The organism is Sinorhizobium sp. CCBAU 05631, assembly GCF_002288505.1.
In the GTDB taxonomy this organism is placed as follows: domain Bacteria; phylum Pseudomonadota; class Alphaproteobacteria; order Rhizobiales; family Rhizobiaceae; genus Sinorhizobium; species Sinorhizobium fredii_C.
Window position 1 is genome coordinate 204,283 of the sequence record NZ_CP023064.1, and the last position, 18,019, is coordinate 222,301.

Annotated in this window: 16 protein-coding genes and 2 pseudogenes; 13 read left to right on the plus strand and 5 right to left on the minus strand. The window is 64.2% G+C overall.

Annotated elements, in window-relative coordinates; translation table 11 throughout:
• Positions 1–100: 100 nt before the first annotated feature.
• The 11 genes and pseudogenes from SS05631_RS20455 (at position 101) to SS05631_RS20505 (ending at position 10,503) form a co-directional block, all read left to right on the plus strand.
• Positions 101–934 carry a transporter substrate-binding domain-containing protein gene (locus tag SS05631_RS20455; protein ID WP_037424591.1) on the plus strand — a complete coding sequence of 278 codons (834 nt, stop codon included), beginning with the start codon at positions 101–103 and terminating at the stop codon, positions 932–934.
• 78 nt (positions 935–1,012) lie between these two features.
• Positions 1,013–1,792 (plus strand): amino acid ABC transporter ATP-binding protein, encoded by a 780-nt coding sequence (locus SS05631_RS20460; protein ID WP_037424593.1) that lies wholly within the window; start codon positions 1,013–1,015, stop codon positions 1,790–1,792.
• 9 nt (positions 1,793–1,801) lie between these two features.
• Entirely contained in the window at positions 1,802–2,464 is a 663-nt protein-coding gene (locus tag SS05631_RS20465) for an amino acid ABC transporter permease (protein ID WP_037424595.1), read from the plus strand.
• An 11-nt stretch (positions 2,465–2,475) separates the two neighbouring features.
• Positions 2,476–3,141, plus strand: coding sequence for an amino acid ABC transporter permease (locus SS05631_RS20470; RefSeq protein WP_037424596.1), 666 nt, complete (start codon positions 2,476–2,478; stop codon positions 3,139–3,141).
• Between the two features lie 28 nt (positions 3,142–3,169).
• Positions 3,170–4,048, plus strand: coding sequence for a 4-hydroxy-tetrahydrodipicolinate synthase (dapA, locus tag SS05631_RS20475; RefSeq protein WP_037424598.1), 879 nt, complete (start codon positions 3,170–3,172; stop codon positions 4,046–4,048).
• 79 nt (positions 4,049–4,127) lie between these two features.
• The gene (locus SS05631_RS20480; RefSeq protein ID WP_037424599.1) at positions 4,128–5,162 is read left to right on the plus strand and encodes a proline racemase family protein; all 1,035 of its coding nucleotides are present in this window, start codon (positions 4,128–4,130) and stop codon (positions 5,160–5,162) included.
• A 31-nt stretch (positions 5,163–5,193) separates the two neighbouring features.
• A complete protein-coding gene (locus SS05631_RS20485; RefSeq protein ID WP_037424601.1) occupies positions 5,194–6,417 on the plus strand; it encodes an FAD-binding oxidoreductase in 1,224 nt (407 codons plus the stop codon).
• A 30-nt stretch (positions 6,418–6,447) separates the two neighbouring features.
• Positions 6,448–7,923, plus strand: coding sequence for an aldehyde dehydrogenase family protein (locus SS05631_RS20490; protein WP_037424602.1), 1,476 nt, complete (start codon positions 6,448–6,450; stop codon positions 7,921–7,923).
• On the plus strand, positions 7,923–8,957 hold the full coding sequence (locus SS05631_RS20495) for a proline racemase family protein (RefSeq protein ID WP_037424613.1): 1,035 nt from the start codon (positions 7,923–7,925) through the stop codon (positions 8,955–8,957). Before SS05631_RS20490 ends, SS05631_RS20495 begins: the two co-directional genes overlap by 1 nt.
• A 10-nt stretch (positions 8,958–8,967) precedes the next feature.
• A pseudogene (locus SS05631_RS20500) lies at positions 8,968–9,729 on the plus strand (SDR family oxidoreductase).
• Between the two features lie 17 nt (positions 9,730–9,746).
• Positions 9,747–10,503 (plus strand): annotated as a pseudogene (locus tag SS05631_RS20505) (SDR family NAD(P)-dependent oxidoreductase).
• Positions 10,504–10,623: 120 nt separating this feature from the next.
• Here SS05631_RS20505 and SS05631_RS20510 read toward each other — a convergent pair.
• The 5 genes from SS05631_RS20510 to SS05631_RS20530 form a co-directional block, all read right to left on the minus strand.
• A complete protein-coding gene (locus SS05631_RS20510) occupies positions 10,624–11,409 on the minus strand; it encodes an SDR family oxidoreductase (protein WP_037424603.1) in 786 nt (261 codons plus the stop codon).
• 50 nt (positions 11,410–11,459) lie between these two features.
• On the minus strand, positions 11,460–12,410 hold the full coding sequence (locus SS05631_RS20515) for a sugar-binding transcriptional regulator (protein ID WP_095678056.1): 951 nt from the start codon (positions 12,408–12,410) through the stop codon (positions 11,460–11,462).
• A 22-nt stretch (positions 12,411–12,432) separates the two neighbouring features.
• A complete protein-coding gene (locus SS05631_RS20520) occupies positions 12,433–13,902 on the minus strand; it encodes an FGGY-family carbohydrate kinase (protein ID WP_037424698.1) in 1,470 nt (489 codons plus the stop codon).
• 81 nt (positions 13,903–13,983) lie between these two features.
• Complete coding sequence (locus SS05631_RS20525) at positions 13,984–14,952, minus strand: transketolase family protein (RefSeq protein WP_037424616.1); 969 nt, start codon at positions 14,950–14,952, stop codon at positions 13,984–13,986.
• Positions 14,952–15,761: a transketolase gene (locus SS05631_RS20530; protein WP_037424618.1), complete on the minus strand. Its 810-nt coding sequence runs from the start codon at positions 15,759–15,761 to the stop codon at positions 14,952–14,954. The genes SS05631_RS20525 and SS05631_RS20530 overlap by 1 nt, the downstream gene beginning before the upstream one ends.
• Before the next feature lie 197 nt (positions 15,762–15,958).
• Here SS05631_RS20530 and SS05631_RS20535 point away from each other — a divergent pair, with 197 nt between their 5' ends.
• Both SS05631_RS20535 and SS05631_RS20540 read left to right on the plus strand, forming a co-directional pair.
• Entirely contained in the window at positions 15,959–16,933 is a 975-nt protein-coding gene (locus SS05631_RS20535; protein WP_037424620.1) for an ABC transporter permease, read from the plus strand.
• A gap of 130 nt (positions 16,934–17,063) precedes the next feature.
• Positions 17,064–18,002 (plus strand): substrate-binding domain-containing protein, encoded by a 939-nt coding sequence (locus SS05631_RS20540; RefSeq protein WP_037424622.1) that lies wholly within the window; start codon positions 17,064–17,066, stop codon positions 18,000–18,002.
• Positions 18,003–18,019: the final 17 nt, after the last annotated feature.

Here is an 18,019-nt window from a genome sequence, read left to right on the forward strand (position 1 = left end):
AAATATCGTGTCGACACGTAGACGACAGACGAAGAACAAGATCGGCAATAGCCGACGGGTGGAACCGCGCACCGCGCACATCAAACAGAGGAAATTGAAGATGCTTTCGAAGATGCTTGCGTTCGCAATGCGGGCGATGCCTGCGCTTGCCCTGATCGCTGGACTTTCAACCACCGCCGCATCCGCTGAGACCGCCGAAGGCTATTGGCAGGACGTGCAGAAGGCGGGCGTCCTTCGTTGCGGCGCGGCCGTTGCTCCGCCCTATGTCATGCGCGATCCGGCGAGCGGAGAATATTCCGGCTTCTTCGCCGATCTCTGCCGCGAATTCGCCGAGACGCTGAAGGTCAAGCCGGAATTCGTCGACACCACCTGGGACAATATCGTCGCTGGCCTGCAGGCGGGGAAATGGGACCTTTCGCTGGCGCTGAACAGGACGCCGGCGCGTGCCATGGCCGTGCAGTTCTCCGTTCCCGCGATGGAGTACCAGATCTCGCTCGCCTACAACAAGGAGAACCCGAAGATCCCCGCCGGCGCGGCCTCGGTTGCCGATATCGACAATAAGGACGTGACGCTCGCGGTCATGTCGGGCACCGCCCAGGACAAGGCGATCACCGCCGCGGTCAAGAACGCGACGATCCTGCGCCTGCCGGGTAACGATGAAACGCGCCTCGCCGTCGTCTCGCGCCGCGCCGACATCCTCGTCGATGCCTCGGACACCAACCAGCTCTTCACCCAGTCGAACCCCGGTTGGGCGGTCGCGCTGAATCCGACGCCGGCGCTGGCGAAACAGGGCGTCGCCTTCGGCCTGCCGCATCAGCTGTCGGCTGCCGACGTCGAGGTGGTGAACATCTTCCTCGAGGAAAAAGTCGCGACCGGTCACGTGGACGAACTGATCCGCAAGGCCGTCGATGAGGTGCTGAAGAGCGCGCAGTAACGAAACTGTAGGGGGCGGGGCGCGGCCATGCGCCAGCCCGGCCACTCTCATCCCTTCTTTTGACCATCGAGGTCGGCGATGACCATGTCCTTCAGTGCTCCCCTTGTCAAAATCCAGTCCCTCCACAAGAGTTATGGCCCGCATATCCAGGTGCTCAAGGGCCTCGACATCGAGATGAAGCCCGGCGAACGGGTCGTCGTCATCGGCCCGAGCGGCGGCGGCAAGAGCACGCTGCTGCGCGTCATGATGGGGCTCGAGAAGATCGACAGCGGCTCGATCAGCTTCGGCGGCAAGCCTTATATCTCCTCCGAGAGCGCCGAGAAGAAAACTGAGATCGACACCGAGGTGCGGCGCTCGATAGGCATGGTGTTCCAGCACTACACGCTGTTCCCGCATCTCTCCGTCATCCAGAATCTGACCCTCGCGCCCTGCAAGGTCCGGGGTGAAGCCAAGGCGAGCGCCATCAAGCGGGCCCAGGCGCTGCTCGAGCGCTTCGGCCTCGGCGCCAAGGCCAATGCCTATCCGGCGCAGCTTTCCGGCGGACAGAAGCAGCGCGTCGCAATCGCCCGCGCCCTGATGCTCGATCCGAAGCTGATGCTGTTCGACGAGGTGACCTCGGCGCTCGATCCCGAGCTCGTCGCCGAAGTCGAGCAGGTCATCCTGCAGCTTGCCGCCCAGGACATGCCGATGATGATCGTCACTCACGACATGTGGTTTGCGAAGAACATCGCCTCGCGCGTCATCTTCTGCGCCGGCGGCGTGGTCGTCGAGGACGGCCCGCCGGAGCAGGTGCTCGGCGCGCCCAAGGAAGAGCGCACACGCGACTTCATCGATCGCGTCTTCCATATCCGGCACTAGGAGGGCGAGATGGGTTACTCCTTCGACTTCCAGTCCGTCTCCTTCGGGCCGCTCTGGGAAGGGCTGATCGTCACGCTTGAGCTGACGGTCGCCGCCAATATCATCGGCGTCGTGCTGGGCTTTCCGCTGGCGCTCCTCATCATGAGCCGTTTCGCGCCGGTGCGGCTGCCGGCGATGCTCTTCGTCGAATTCTTCCGCTGCACCCCGGCGATCGTCCAGACCGTCTGGTTCTTCTACTGCGTGCCGATGCTGTTCAACGTCTTCCTCGGTTCGATGACGATGGGCATCCTGGCGCTCGGGCTCAATCTGATGGCCTTCAATGCCGAGGCCTATCGCGCCGCGATCCAGGCGGTTCCGCGCGAGCAGCTCGACGCCGGCATCGCGCTTGGCCTCAACCCGCTGCAGCGCACGATTTACATCTTGCTGCCGACCGCGGTCCGTGCGTCGATCCCGGTCCTGCTCACCAACGGCATCGGTATCTTTCAGCAGACGGCGCTGGTTGCCATCGTCGCCGTGCAGGACCTCATGTACCAGGCGAAGACGCTGGCGACGGAGACGTACAGGCCGATCGAGACCTTCACCATCGTCGCTCTGGTATACTTCGCCGTCTCGTTCCCCGTCTCGCAGATCGTCGGCTATCTCGAACGCCGCCGCCAACTGATGATGAGCTGAGGAGAAGACCCATGGCTCTCGATTTCTCCATCATCCTTCGTTTCCAGGAAGCGCTGCTTCTCGGTCTCTGGATGACCATCAAGCTGACGCTGATCTGCATCGTGCTCGGCTGTAGCCTTGGCTTCTTCATCGGCCTAGCCCGCACATCGCGCAGCGCTCTGCTGCGGGCTGTCTCCAGCGTCTATGTCGAGTTCTTCCGCGGCACGCCGGTGCTCGTCCAGCTCTTCTGGATCTTCTTTTGCCTGCCGCTGATCCTCGGCGTCGAGCTCTCCAACCTCACTTCGGGCGTGATCGCGCTCACGCTCTACATGGGCGCGATCACCAGCGAGACCTTCCGCGCATCGTTGAAATCCATCGGTCCGGAACAGCTCGACGCCTGCGTCGCACTCGGCCTGCCGCGCCGGGTCCAGGTGACGAACGTCATCCTGCCGCAGGCGGTGCTGCGCGCCCTCCCGACACTGCTTTCGAACTGCGTCAGCCTGTTCAAGGAAAGCGCGCTCGTTTCGGCCGTCGGCATGGCCGACCTGATGTTCGTCGGCCAGAACATTTCCAACAATACGGCGCGGCCGATCGAGGTGCTGACGGTGGTCGCGCTCATCTACTTCCTCATCGCCTTCCCGCTTACCCGGGCCGTCACGCTGGTCGAGCGGCGCGTGCTCACCAAGCTCGCGATTTGAACCGAATTCTTTCGAAAGGAGAACCTCCATGAAACTCTCTGGCGTCATGCCCGCCCTCGTCACCCCGTTCGACGCGAACAACAGGGTCGACTTCAAGGCCTTTGAAAAGCTGCTGGCCCATCTGCGCGAGGCCGGCGTCACCGGCTGGGTTCCGAACGGCTCGACCGGTGAGTATTTCAGCCAGTCCACGGAAGAGCGCCGCGACGTGCTGCAATTCGTCAAGGACTTCGCCAAGCCGGGCGAAATTCTGATCGCCGGCACCAATGCCCCCGCCACCCGCGAAGTCATCGAGCAGACGGCGATCGCCAAGGAAATCGGCTATGACACTGTGCTGCTCGCACCGCCCTTCTACACCCGTCCGACGCAAGCCGAACTGATCCGGCACTATGAGACCGTGCTTAATGCCGTGGACGTGAACCTCGTCCTCTATTCCTATCCGGCCAAGGATGGTTCGGACATCAGCTTCGAGCTGATGGACCATTTCGCCGACAATCCGCGCGTCATCGGGATCAAGGAAAGCTCGGGCGTTCTGCAGCGCGCGGTCGACATCGCCAGCCGCTACGAAGGCCGCATCCAGCTGGTGTCCGGCTCGGATGACATCGCGCTCGACTTCATGTTCTGGGGCGCCGATTCCTGGATCTGCGGGCCGTCGAACTGCATGGCCAAGGCCTGCTGCGACCTGGACCGCACCTTCCGTTCCGGCGATCTCGACAAGGCTCGGGCGCAGATGAAGACGCTCTACCGGGCGATGAACATCCTCGAAAGCGGCAAGTTCGTGCAGAAGATCAAGTATGGCTGCGAGCTTCAGGGCTTGCCCGTCGGTGAGTGCCGCGCGCCGCTCGGACCGCTGACCGACGATGAGAAGGCCGAGTTCCGCGCCGCCATGGAGCCGATCCTGAACTGGTAATCGCCAGTCGAAGCGCCGCTTCCCGGCCGTTCGACAATCAGGGAAGCGGCTCCTCGACAACTTTTTTGGAGCTAGAGAGATGCGCTTCAGCAAGGTCCTTTCGGTCGTCGATTGCCATGCCGAAGGCGAAAGCGGCAAGGTGATCGTCGGCGGCGTTGGCCAGGTTCCCGGCGAGACCATGTTCGACAAGCGGGTTCATCTCGAAACCCACATGGACGGCATCCGCAAGATGGTGCTGTTCGAGCCGCGCGGGGCGGTCTGGCACAATGCCAATATCGTGCTCCCCTCCAATCACCCCGAAGCCGACATGGGCTATGTGATCCTGGAGACGACCGAGTATCCGGCGATGTCCGGTTCGAACACGATGTGCGTGGCGACGGTGCTGCTCGAGACCGGAATCCTGCCGATGCAGGAGCCGGTCACTCAATTGACGCTCGAGTCTCCAGCAGGCCTGATCAGGGTGCGCTGCGAATGCAGGGACGGCAAGGTGACGAGCGTCCGGCTCGTGAACCAGCCAGCCTTCTGCTACCATGTCGACGCCAAGATCGAAGTCGCAGGCCTCGGGACCGTTCGGGTCGACATCGTCTATGGCGGCATGACCTACACCATGGTCGACGCCGCCGACCTCGGCATCTCGATCGATCCCTCGGAAGCCCGCGAGCTCTGCGAAATCGGCCAGAAGCTCAAATTCGCGGCCGCCGAGCAGCTCACCGTCGAGCATCCCGAGAACCCGGGCATACCGGGGATCACCAACACCGAGTTCATGGGACCGCTTCGCCGGGAGAATGGCCGGCTTATCGCGAGGAACTGCGTCGTCGTCTCGCCGGGGCGCTGCGACCGCTCGCCCTGCGGCACCGGCTCGTCGGCGCGGCTGGCGCTGTTGCATAAGAAAGGGCTTATCCAACCCGGCGAAACGCTCATTCACGAGTCGATCACCGGCAGCCGCTTCACCTGCACAATCGACGGACTGACGAAAGTCGGGACGTACGACGCGGTGATACCGGCGATTGCCGGTCAGGCCTGGATCACCGGTCTCTACCAGATGGGCATGGACCCGACCGATCCCTATCCGGAGGGCTTCACGGTGGCCGACACCTGGATGACCGCGGTTTGAATGCAGCACCACAATCGAGAAAAGATAAAAGATGAGCAATAACGAAGGTCCTGTCGTTGTCGTCGGCGCCGGCATTATCGGCACCACCATCGCCTACGAGCTGCAACGCCGCGGGAAGGGCGCCGTGCTCGTCGAGCGGGATCCGGACGGCAAGGGCGCCTCCTACGGCAACATGGCATCGATCGCCGTCACCGAATTCATGCCGGCCTCGCGGCCTTCGGTCTGGGCGCAAACGCCGAAATGGCTGGTCGATCCTGAAGGGCCGGTCCGTATCCGCCCCTCCTATCTGCCGAAGCTCACGCCGTGGTTCCTCCGGTTTCTCGAAGCAAGCCGCCCGTCGCGGGTGAAAGAGCTGGAGGCGGCAGGCGCCGTGCTTTGCCGTCGTGTCTACGAAGATCTGATGCCGCTGCTGCAGGCGGCGGAACTGACGGACATGCTGACCGAGGAGGGCTGCCTGAGCCTCTATGCGGACGAGGCCGAGTTCAGGGCTGACCGCGAGCATATCGCGGTTCTCGAGCGCTTCGGCTTCCGCCACGAAGTCCTGGGCGGTAATGCCATCCGTGACCTCGAACCAGCATTAACGACGAAGATTGGGAAGGCGGTGCTGTTTCCCGACAACCGCTCGATCCGCGACCCCTACAAGCTGCTCCTGAAACTGCGCGAAAAGTTTCTCGCTCTCGGAGGCAGGATCGAGCAGGGCGAGGTCGCGGGTTTTGATAGTGGCGATCGCGTCAAAGCCGTCCGCCTGAAGGATGGCCGTTCGGTTGCTGCCTCTCGAGTCGTGCTCGCAGCCGGCGCCTATACTGGCAAGCTGGCGCGGCTTCTCGGCGAGCCGGTCCCGCTCGAGACCGAGCGTGGCTACCACACCCAGATCATGGCGCCGGGAATCTCGATGCGCCACTCGATCATCTGGCCGGCGCGCGCCTTCATGGTGACGCCGACGGCCGGCGGCATTCGCGTCGGCGGCACGGTTGAGATGGCCGGTCTCGAGGCGGCGCCTGACTACCGGCGGGCGAAAGTGCTGGTCAAGCGGGCGCGCGAGAAGGCGACGGAGTGGATGGGCCACCGGCCGGCGCTTCCCGATACGGTGCCGATCATCGGCCCTTCCGCGAAACACCGCGGCATCTTCTACGCCACCGGCCATGGGCATCTGGGCCTTACCTATGCGGCGACGACCGGACGGCTGATCGCCGATCTCGTGACGGGCGCTGAGCCGCCGGTCGATCTCAAACCATACCGCGTCGACCGGTTCTGACGGCGAGCGCGGGAAACAATGGAGCGAACAATGCGCAGCGAACTCTATATCGATGGAAAATGGACGCCGGCCGCCAACGGCAGGACGTTCGACGTCGTCAATCCGGCGACGGAAGAAGTGATTCACCAGATCGCGGCTGCAACGGCGGAAGACGTCGATCTCGCCGTGAAGGCGGCACGCCGCGCCTTCGACAAGGACGGCTGGCCGAAGCTTTCGGGCGCACAGAGAGCAAAATACCTGCGCGCCATCGCCGAGGGCATCCGCGCCCGGCAGGCGGAGATCGCCCGTCTCGAGGTGATCGACAACGGCAAGCCGTTTCCCGAAGCCGATTGGGATGTCGCCGACGCGGCCGGCTGCTTCGACTTCTATGCGGGCCTTGCCGAGCAGCTCGACAACAATCCCGGGGAGCCGATCGCGCTTCCCGACGCCCGGTTCACCTCCAAGGCGGTCAAGGAGCCGATCGGCGTCACCGGCGCGATCATTCCCTGGAATTATCCGCTGCTGATGGCCGCCTGGAAGGTCGCGCCAGCGCTTGCCGCCGGCTGCACGGTGGTGCTGAAGCCGGCGGAGGTCACCTCACTGACGGCGCTCGAACTGGCCGCGCTCGCCGATGACGCGGGCCTGCCGCCGGGCGTCCTCAACATCGTCACCGGCTCCGGATCGGTCGCCGGCCAGGCGATCATCGACCACAGGCAAGTCGACAAGCTTGCCTTTACCGGCTCCGGGCCGGTCGGTTCGAAAATCATGGCGGCGGCGGCCCGCGACATCAAGCGCGTCAGCCTCGAACTCGGCGGCAAGTCGCCCTTCGTCGTCTTCGACGATGCCGATATCGACGAGGCGGTCGAATGGATCATGTTCGGCATCTTCTGGAACCAGGGCCAGGTCTGCTCGGCGACGTCGCGAGTCCTCGTGCAGGAGGGCATCTACGACAAGCTGCTGGCGCGGCTTGTCGAGGAAACGAAGAAGATCAGGATCGGTGACGGTCTCGAAGACGGAGTCCTGCTCGGACCGCTGGTCTCCAAGCGCCAGCACGAACAGGTCGTTGCGGCGATCGAGGCGGCGAAAGCCGCCGGTGCGACCGTCGCCTGCGGTGGCAAGCGGCCGGAAGGCTTCGACACGGGCTACTATCTCGAACCGACGGTGCTGACCGACGTGCCGTTGGAGAGCGATGCCTGGCGCGAGGAGATTTTTGGGCCGGTCGTCTGCATCAAACCGTTCTCGACCGAAGAGGAAGCGATCGAGCTTGCCAATGATTCCCGCTTCGGTCTCGCCGCAGCGGTGATGTCGAAGGACGATGTCCGCGCCGAGCGGGTCGCGAGCGCCTTCCGCGCCGGCATCGTCTGGATCAACTGCTCGCAGCCGACCTTCACCGAGGCGCCCTGGGGCGGCTACAAGGAGTCGGGCATCGGCCGCGAACTCGGTCGCTGGGGCCTCGAAAACTACCTCGAGACGAAGCAGATCACCCGCTTTGCCGCCGGCGAGAAGTGGGGCTGGTACATCAAATGATGAACTGGGATCGTTCGCTTGATCTCCTCGAGGTCCATTGCCAGGGCGAGATCGGCAAGGTGATCGTCGGGGGTGCGCCGGAAATCCCCGGCGCCACCATGCTCGACAAGATGAACCACATCAACCAGGTCGATGACAGCCTCCGCCGCTTCGTCACCTTCGAGCCGCGCGCCAGCGTCGCCATGTCGGTCAACCTGCTCGTCTCACCGACGCGGCCCGATGCGGATGCGGGCTTCATCGTGCTGCAGGCGGACCGCGCCCATCCGATGTCCGGCAGCAATTGCATCTGCGTCGTCACCGCCCTGCTTGAAAGCGGCCGCGTCGCAATGCAGGAGCCGGAGACGATCGTCCGCCTCGACACACCCGCCGGGCTGATCGTCGCCCGCGCCACCTGCCGGGAAGGCCGCTGCCTGTCGGTCAGCCTCGACAATGTGCCGAGTTTCGCCGAGGCGCTGGACCGGGAGATCGAGACGCCGCGTTGGGGCCGTATCAAGGTCGATATCGCTTTCGGCGGCGTCTATTACGCGATCGTCGATGTCGATCAGGTCGGAAGCGCGATTGCGCCGGCCAATGCGCGCTATCTCGCCGAAGCGGGGATCGAGCTGAAATCGCTGATCTCCGAGCAGGTGGCGGTGAAGCATCCGACGCTCACCGGCGTCGACGAGATCGCCTATGTGATGTTTCGCGGGCGCGAGCCGGACGGCGCGGTGCGCACGTGCACGACGCTGAAGCCCGGCCGCGTCGATCGCTCCCCCTGCGGCACCGGCAGTTCGGCGAACCTTGCGACGCTCTGCGCGCGCGGCCAGATCGCGGTGGGGGATCGGCGGACTTCACGGTCCATCATCGGCGGCGAGTTCGTGGCGGAGGCGATCGGTGTCACCGAGGTCGGCGGACGTCCCGCCGTGCTGCCGCGGATCACCGGACGCGGCTGGATCTACGGTCGCGAACAGCTCCGCATTTCGGACGAGGATCCGTTCAGGAGCGGCTTTGCGCTCTCCGACAGCTGGGGTCCGCAGGTCGATCAGCTCGGTTGAGGAGGCTACAATGTCCATCCAGTCCCTATCGGGCCAGGCCGTCCTCGTCACCGGCGCTTCCGGCGGCATCGGCGCGGCCATCGTCGAGCGCCTGGCGGAAAAGGGCGCCCGTCCGATCATCCACTACGGCCGCGACAGAGCGGGAGCGGAAGCGCTGCTGGCGCGTATTTCCGGCGAGGGGTGGATCGTTCAGGCGGACCTTTCGGCGGCCGAGGGGGCATTCGACCTCTGGCGCCGGGCAGAAGAAGCGGCGGGCCGTATCCATGCGCTCGTCAACAATGCCGGGATCCGCACCGAGATTACGATCGACGCCGAGCCCGACGCGTGGCGGCAAGCCTGGCAGAAGGAGTTTCAGGTGAACTTCTTCGCCGCCGCCGATCTCTGCAAGCAGGCGCTTACGCATTTCAAGGCGCAGGGCGGCGGCCGGATCGTCAACATGGCGAGCCGCGCCGGCCAGCGCGGCTATGCGGCCGATGCCATGCCCTAGGGCGCAACGAAGGCGGCGCTCGTCAATCTCACGAAATCGATCGCCCGCAGCTTCGGTGCCGACGGCGTCGTGGCGCTGGCGATCGCGCCCGGCTGGGTGCGGACGGAGATGGCCGAGGACTTCATCGCGAAGTTTGGCAAGCAGGCCGCCGTCGCCGACATACCGATCGGCGAGATGGCTGAGGCCGCCGAAATCGCCGAACTCGTCGCCTTCGCGCTCAGGCCGTCGCAGCGGTCGCTGAACGGCGCGACGCTCGACGTCAATGGCGGCAGTTACATTCGATAGGACTTGAGGAGCGAGAGATGCAAAGATTCGAAGGCCAGGTTGCGGTCGTTACCGGCGGAGGCGGCGGCATCGGTTCGGGCATAGCGCGGCGGCTCGCGGAGGAGGGGGCGCTGGTCGTCATCTCAGACGTGAACGGCGACGCGGCAGGCGCCGTTGCGGCCGAGATCGTGACAGCCGGGGGTTCTGCCATTGCGATCGCCGCCGACATTTCTCAGCGGGAACCGTGCTGCGCTCTGATTGCCGAAGCATTTGACCAGAAGAAGCGCATCGACATTCTCGTCAACAATGCAGGAATCAACCGGCGGGGCAACCTCCTGTCGCTGAGCGACGACGAATGGCACGCGAGCTTCGCGGTCAATCTCGATTCAATGTTCTATCTTTGCCGCGCTGCGATCCCGCACATGATCGAGGCGGGCGGCGGCGTCATCGTCAACACCGCCTCGCAATGGGGTCTCCATCCGGCGCCGAACCACATCGCCTATAACACCTCCAAGGCTGCGGTCGCCGCCTTCACCCAGAACCTCGCCCGCGACTACGCGCCGCACAAGATACGCGTCAACGCCGTCTGCCCCGGCGAAATCCATACGCCGATGCTGGAGGCGGGGGGTGAAGCGGTCGGGACGGACGATCGCCGATCTCGACAAGCTTGTTCCCTTCGGCCGGATCGGAAAGCCGAAGGAGGTCGCCGCCCTGGTCGCCTTCCTTGCCTCCGACGAAGCCGCCTTCATGTGCGGTTCGCTCGTCGAGATCACCGGTGCACAGGCGGTCGCTTAGCATTGTGCATTTAGGTGGAGTCACCCGACACAACATTCGGTAAAACGGACAGGTAGAGGGGTCGCCGAGCGAGATCACGCGGCGGCCGCTGATGCCAAATGGGCTTCTCCAAGCCAACCATCACGACATGATCAATCCGCCGTCGACGTTGATCGTCTGTCCGGTGATGTAAGCCGCATCCTCAGAAGCCAGGAAGGCAACGAGGGCGCCGACTTCGGCAGGCGTTCCCGCCCGGCCCATGGGAATGCCCTCGACCCATTCGGCCATGAGTTCGCCCGGGCCGTATTCGCCGAGCATCTGGCCCCAGACCCTGTCATTGTAGTCCCACATCTCCGTGTGGATGATGCCGGGGCAGATGGCGTTCACGGTAATGCCTTCGCGGGCGAGTTCCTTGGCAAGGCTCTGCGTCAGGCCGACGACGCCGAATTTCGAGGCGGCGTAATGAGGGGTGTAGATGAAGCCCTGCCGCGCCTGGCCGGAGGCTGTGTTGATCAGGCGACCCTTGGTGCCGCTGGCGCGGAAGCGGCGGATCGCCTCCTGGCAGCACAGGAAGACGCCCTTGGTGTTTACGTCGAGGTTCAGGTCCCATTCGCGTTCGGTCAGGTCCTCGACCTTGGCGATGGTGATGACGCCAGCATTCTGCACCGATACGGAAATGGCGCCGAGCTTCGCTTCGGCCGCCGCGTAGGCGTCCTGGACGGCGCGGGCGTCGGTCACGTCCAGTACGATGGCGATCACCTCTGCGCCGGTTTCCTCGGCGAGCGCCTCGGCGGCCACGGCCATGTCCTTCTCGATCGCGGCGATGGCGATCTTGGCCCCCTCATCGGCAAAGCGCTTGGCGATGCCGCGGCCGATCCCCTTGTTGCCTCCGGTGACGAAAACCGTCTGGCCCGCAAAACGTCTCATGGTCTTTCCTCCATAATGCGCGAGCTGCCAAAGGCTGATCTCGGATAGGATCAGGCCGTGAGCCGAGCCGCAGTGAACTTGTCGGTTACAAGCACATCGATGACGCCGAGTTTCAGGGCGCCGGCGATGGCCTGCGTTTTCGATTCTCCGCCTGCCAGCGCCATGACGCGGTCGGCTTTCCTGAGGTCTTCAAGCGAAATGCCGATGACGCGGTCATTGAGCGGCGTTTCGACCGGCTTTCCCTCCCTGTCGTAGAACCGGTAGGAGATCTCGCCGACGGCGCCGGCCTCGTGCAGCATCGCCATTTCCTGGCGGGAGAAGGTGTTACCGGAGCGGGCGAGGAGCTCGGACGGCTCCACCGCACCGATGCCGACGATCGCCAGGCTGAGGCGGCCGAAGAGGTCCATCGTCTCGCGCACGACCGGATCGGCGAGCATGACGAGCTTTGCCTCGCGCGACGAGGTGATGCCCTGGACGAGAAGCAGCCGCGGCTCGCCGCCGGTGAGCCGCGCGAGGCGCGCCGTCAGCTGCGTGGCGTGGGTTTGGACCGACGCGTCCCCCATGCCACCAAGGATCTGCACGATGTATTTGGCTTTGGCGGTCTTGAGCGGGTGGATGTTGTCCACCATGCGCAGGATCGTCTGGCTCCAGCTCGAGACGCCGATGATCTCGTCCTGCTGCAGGGTGACCTCGAAGAAATGGGCGGCCGCCTCGCCGATGCGCGCCATGATCGCGCCGTCCCTGTCCTCGGAACAGTCGATGACGATCGCCTCCGTCAGGCCGTAGCGGTCGCGCAGCGCGGTTTCGAGATCGGCGAAGGTGCCCGGCGGCGGAATAACCGTGGTCCGGACGATGTCTTCCTGCTCGGCCCGCTTCAGCATACGCGACACGGTCGCCTGCGACATGCGCATGACCTCGGCGATCTCTGCCTGCCGCTTGCCTTCGATATGATACATCTGAGCAACTCGGGCGATCAGTCGCAGCTCGTTGAGCCGTCCCATGGAATCCTCCAGGCGTGAATTTTTATTCACTCATAGTGGAAGGGCCCGGAACGGTCGAGCGGTAGATTGCGTCCTGCCAAACCCGGAGGCGATCTGTGGCGTCGGAAACACGCGGCGAGATGGGATCACCGCCACGTGGCAGGGCGGTAATGGCGGCAAGATCGGGCCAGACGCCCAGCGAAAGCCCCGCCAGATAGGCGGCGCCGAGGGCGGAGGCCTCCGGCGCGTCGCATTGGGTGACGGCGTGGTTCAGCGTGTCGGCGACGCACTGCATCAAAAAGGTGTTCTTGCTCGGCCCACCATCCGCATAGAGGCGGCCGAGCGGTGTCGGCGACTGCGCTGACATGGCCTTGAAGACGTCATGGACCTGAAAGGCCATCGAATCGGTCACTGCGCGGGCCATCTGGGCGCGTGTGGTGTTGAAGGTAATGCCGGAAAACAGCGCCCGCGCATCGGACTGCCAGTAGGGCGCGCCGAGGCCTACAAAGGCCGGCACGAAGCCGGGTCCGCGTGGCTCGGCGGTTGCGGCAAGGTCGGTCAGGGCCTGAACGTCGGGCAGGCCGAGCATCTCGACCATCCACGGCAGCGCTGCGGCTGAGACGAGAATATTGCCCTCGAAGGCATAGGTCGGCTGGCCGTCGATCGACCAGGCGATCGTCGTCGTGATGCCCTGCTCGGGCGCGATGAAGCGGGGCAGCGTCGTCATCACGGACGAGCCGGTTCCGAAGGTCACCTTGCCGTCGCCGGGATTGAAGGCGCCGTGTCCGAAGAGCGCCGCATGGCTGTCGCCGATCGCCGCGGCGATCGGGATGCCGTCCCTGAGGCCCGGCACGTTTCGGGTCACGCCGAAGCGCGACGCGCTGTCTCGCACTTCGGGCAAGGCGGATTTCGGCACGCCGAACAGTTCGCAGAGCTCGTCGCTCCAGGCCTGCCGGTTGAGGTCGTAAAGCTGACTGCGGGCGGCATTCGAAGCGTCGCAGGCATGGACCGCGCCATCGGTGAAGCAATGGATCAGCCAGGCGTCGATCGTCCCGAGCCGCACTTCGTGTCCTGCAGACACGCGGTCCAGCAGCCACTTCATCTTCGGGCCGGGGAACATCGGGTCGATGGGCAGGCCGGTGAGCGCCTGCACGCGGGGCGCGTGGCCGGCTGCGACCAATTCGGCGCAGGCCGGTGCGCTGCGGCGGCACTGCCAGCTCACCACCGGCCCGAGCGGCCTGCCCGTTGCTGCATCCCAGATGGTGACGGACTCGCGCTGGTTGGAAATCGCGATACCGAGGATGTCGACGTCAGGACCGGTCTGCAGGCAGGCGGCAATCGCCTCCTTGACCGATTCCCAGATGCGCATTGGGCTCTGCTCCACCCAGCCGGGCTGCGGATGTTCGATGCCGACCAGAGACGAGCCGCGAGACAGGATTTCGCCGGCCGTGGAGACAAGAACGGCCTTTGAATTCGTGGTGCCCTGGTCGATGGCGAGAATGGCGTTCGTCATGGCAACTCCGGCAGGCATGAATTGGGGGCGCGGCTATAGGGAGGGTTTGCCGCGCCCGGCACGGACTCTAGACGCGCAGTATCAAGCGCGGGGAGACTTCCGTGCAATCAAAGCGATGGCCGCCTCAGTGATGGCGACAGGCGACATGCCGAATTCGTCGAGCAGGAACTCGGCCGAGCCGGTCGGGGCGAAGATGCCCGGAACGCCAAGGATCTTCATCGGCACGGGAGCTTCTGCCACGACGACTTCGGCGATGGCCGAGCCGAGGCCGCCGAAGGTGGAATGCTCTTCCGCGGTCAGGATCGCCCCGGTTTGGCGGGCGGCGGCCACCACGGCCTCGACGTCGATCGGGCGGACCGTCGCCATGTTCAGTACGCGGGCCTCGATCCCTCGCTCGGCGAGGAGCTCGGCCGCCTTCAAGATGCGGTGGGTCAGCGTGCCGTTGGCAATCAGCGTTATGGCGTCGCCGTCACGCAGCAGGTTGGCCTTGCCGAGCTCGAACCTGTGTCCGGCCGGCAGCAGGTCCGGAACCCCGACGCGCGACAGGCGCAGGAACACCGGCCCCTGGTAATGGACCGCCCATTCCACCGCCGCGGCGGTCTCGATCGCATCGCAGGGGGCGATGACCGGCAGATTCGGCAGCACCCGCGTCCAGGCGAAGTCCTCGATCGAATGGTGCGTGGGCCCAAGCTCGCCATAGGCCATGCCGGAGGAAATGCCGATGAGCTTCACATTGGCGTTGGAATAGGCGATGTCGGCCTTGATTTGCTCCAGCGACCGGCCGGTCAGGAAGCAGGAGGCGCCGCAGACGAAGGGCAGCAGACCGCCATTGGCAAGACCGGCGCCCACGCCCACCATGTTCTGCTCGGCAATGCCGACATTGACCAGCCGTTCCGGCCATTTGGACTTGAACCCGTTGAGCTTCGACGAGCCGACGGAGTCGTTGCAGACCGCCACGAGCTTGGGGTTGTCCGCGCCGAGGCGCTCCAGCACCGCAACGAAGGCGTCACGGCAATCGTGCAGTTTGGGAGAGGTGATCACGTCTTTCATCACAGGGTCTCCGAAAGCTCGGCCAGGGCGACCCGATATTGCTCGGCATTCGGCACCTTATGGTGCCAGTCGACCTTGTCCTGCATGAAGGAAATGCCGTGGCCCTTGTTGGTATGGGCGACGATTGCGTGCGGCCGGTTGCCGCGGCGCTCCAGTGCCGGAACGATTTCGTCCATGGCGTTGCCGTTGATCTCGGTGACGTCCCAGCCGAAGGCTTCGAGCTTGGCGGGGAAGGGGGCGAGATTGTTGGTCTCCTTCAGCGTGGCGCCCTGCTGGAAGCGGTTGTGGTCGATGATCAGCGTCAGATTGTCGAGGCCGAACTGCGCCGCGGCGGCGATCGCCTCCCAGTTCGATCCCTCCTGCATCTCGCCATCGCCGGTCAGGACATAGGTGTGATACTCGGCGCCGGTCAGCTTGGCGGCCTTGGCCATGCCGACGGCGACCGGCAGGCCGTGGCCGAGCGGTCCGGTATTGGTCTCGACGCCCGGGACCTTGGTGCAGTTCGGGTGCCCGTTCAGCCGTGAATGCGACTTCAGGAAGGTGCCGATCTCTTCTTCGGGCAGGAAGCCGCGCTTGGCGAGCGTCACATAGAGGGCGAGCGCCACATGGCCTTTGGACAGCACGAAACGGTCGCGGCCCGGATGCTTCGGCTGGTCGGGCCAGACGCGCAGCACGCGGAAATAGAGCGCCGTCAGAATGTCGATAGCGGACATTTCCCCGCCGATATGGCCGGCGCCGGCTTCGAAAACCGCCTGCAGATCGCGAAGTCGGATCTGTCGAGCGATGCGGTCGAGATCGTTCGGCTGCATGTATTCCTCGCTCTGAATAAATATACAATCATATATATAATTGCACGCTACCCCCGCATGTCAAGAGCCAGACGCAGGAAAAGCTATGCAGAACGAGGTTGACAGGACGCAGACCGATAATGTACGAATTTGCACACAGCAATGAATAATTATGCCTAGTTACACGTGAGGAAGCCGGGTAGCGAGAGGAGGGCGCCATGCTTGCGACAGCGACGGAGCGGCAAGGGTTCGCGGGCGGGATGTTTGCGTCGATGCGAGGGGCCACAGGTCCGCTGATCGGCCTCATCGTCCTGTGCCTGTTTCTCACCTTCGCCAGCGACAAGTTCCTTTCGATCAGGAACTTCCTGAACGTGCTCGATCAGATCACGGTGCTCGGCATCATGGCCGTCGGCATGACGATGGTCATCCTGATCGGCGGCATCGACCTCGCCGTCGGTTCTGTCATGGCGCTGGCGATGATGGTGCTTGGCTATCTGAACGTCGTTGCCGGCGTGCCGATGTGGATCGCCATTCCGCTCGCCCTGCTGGTCGCCTCGCTGAACGGCCTGATCGCCGGGCTTCTCATAACGCGCTTCAACGTGCCGGCATTCATCGCGACGCTTGCCATGATGTCGATCGCCCGCGGCCTGGCCAACATGATCACCGACGGCCAGCAGATCATCGGTTTTCCGGCTTGGTTCAACATCATGGCCATCGTGCGCTTCGGCGGCTTCCTGACATTGACGGTCGCGGTCATGCTGGTGGTCTTCGTCGTCGGCCTCCTTTACCAGCGCTATCGCCATGGCGGGCGCGTCCTCTACGCCATCGGCGGCAACGCAGAGGTGGCGCGGCTTGCCGGCATCAACGTCCAGCGGGCGACCGTGCTTGTCTATGTGGTCTGCAGCTTCCTGGCGGGATTGTCGGGCATGGTGCTGGCGGCGCGGCTCGACTCGGTCCAGCCCTCGTCCGGTGTCTCCTACGAGCTCGACGCCATTGCGGCAGTCGTCATCGGCGGCACGTCGCTCTCCGGCGGAACGGGCGGCATCGGCGGCACCATAATCGGCGTGCTGATCATCGGAATCCTGCGCAACGGCCTCAACCTGCTGAGCGTATCGCCGTTCATGCAGCAGGTGATCATCGGCGGCGTCATCGTGCTGGCCGTCACCGCCGAGACTTATCGCAAGCGGAAATAGCCACTGTTCACCCCGCTTGCGGAAACGCCTGCGGGGAAGCGAAAACGGTCAGCAATGGTGCGGGCCGGCAAAAGGGAGGTGGAATCCTGTGAAGTCAGGAAATCCACAGAGCAACTCGGAGGAGAACCCCATGAAACTGTCCAACCTGCTGCTGGCGGCAACCACCGCTGCGGTCCTGATGTCCCCGCTCGGTGCATCGGCCGCGGAAGTCAAGAAGATCGGCCTCGCCGTGCCGAACCTTCAGGCGGACTTCTTCAACCAGATCAAGCTCGGCGTCGAAAAATACGCGAAGGAAAAGGGTATCGACGTCGTGGTGGTCGACGCGAAGAACGATACGGCCACCCAGGTCAACCAGGTCCAGGACCTTATGACGCAGGACATCAACGCGTTCATCTATATTCCGGCCGGTGCAGCCGCGGCCGCCGTGCCGACCCGCCTTGCCCGTGAAGCCGGCATTCCGGTGATCAACGTCGACCGTGTTCCGGATGGCGCGCCGGGCGATACCTTCATCGCCGGCGAAAGCGTCGAATCCGCCTATGCCGTCTGCAAGCACATCATCGAAAAGGCCGGCGGCTCGGGCAAGATGGCGATCATCCATGGCCAGAAGGGCACGACGCCGGAAGTCGATCGCTTCACGGGCTGCAAGCGCGCCATCGACGAGGCTCCGGGCGTGGAACTCGTCGCCCAGCAATGGAGCAACATGTGGTCCGCGGACGAAGGCTTCTCGATCGCCCAGAACATGCTGCAGGCAAACCCTGACCTCAAGATCATCTTCGGCCAGGCGGACGGTCTGGCGATGGGTGCGGCGAAAGCCGTGGACGTTGCCAACCTCTCTGACAAGGTGATCATCGGCGGCTATGACGGCGACGTTTCGGCGCTCGAATATCTCGCCAAGTGCAAGGGGCCGTTCGTCGCCACGGCGACGCAGAGCACCCAGAAGATGGGCGTCCTCGCGGTTGAATCGGCACTTGCCGTGGCCGCCGGCCAGAAGGTCGAAGAGCGCCAGACGCCGAATGCCGTGCTGACGACCTGCGAGAATGCTCCGGAGTTCGTGAAGAGCCATCCATAAATTGTCTCGATGCCCGA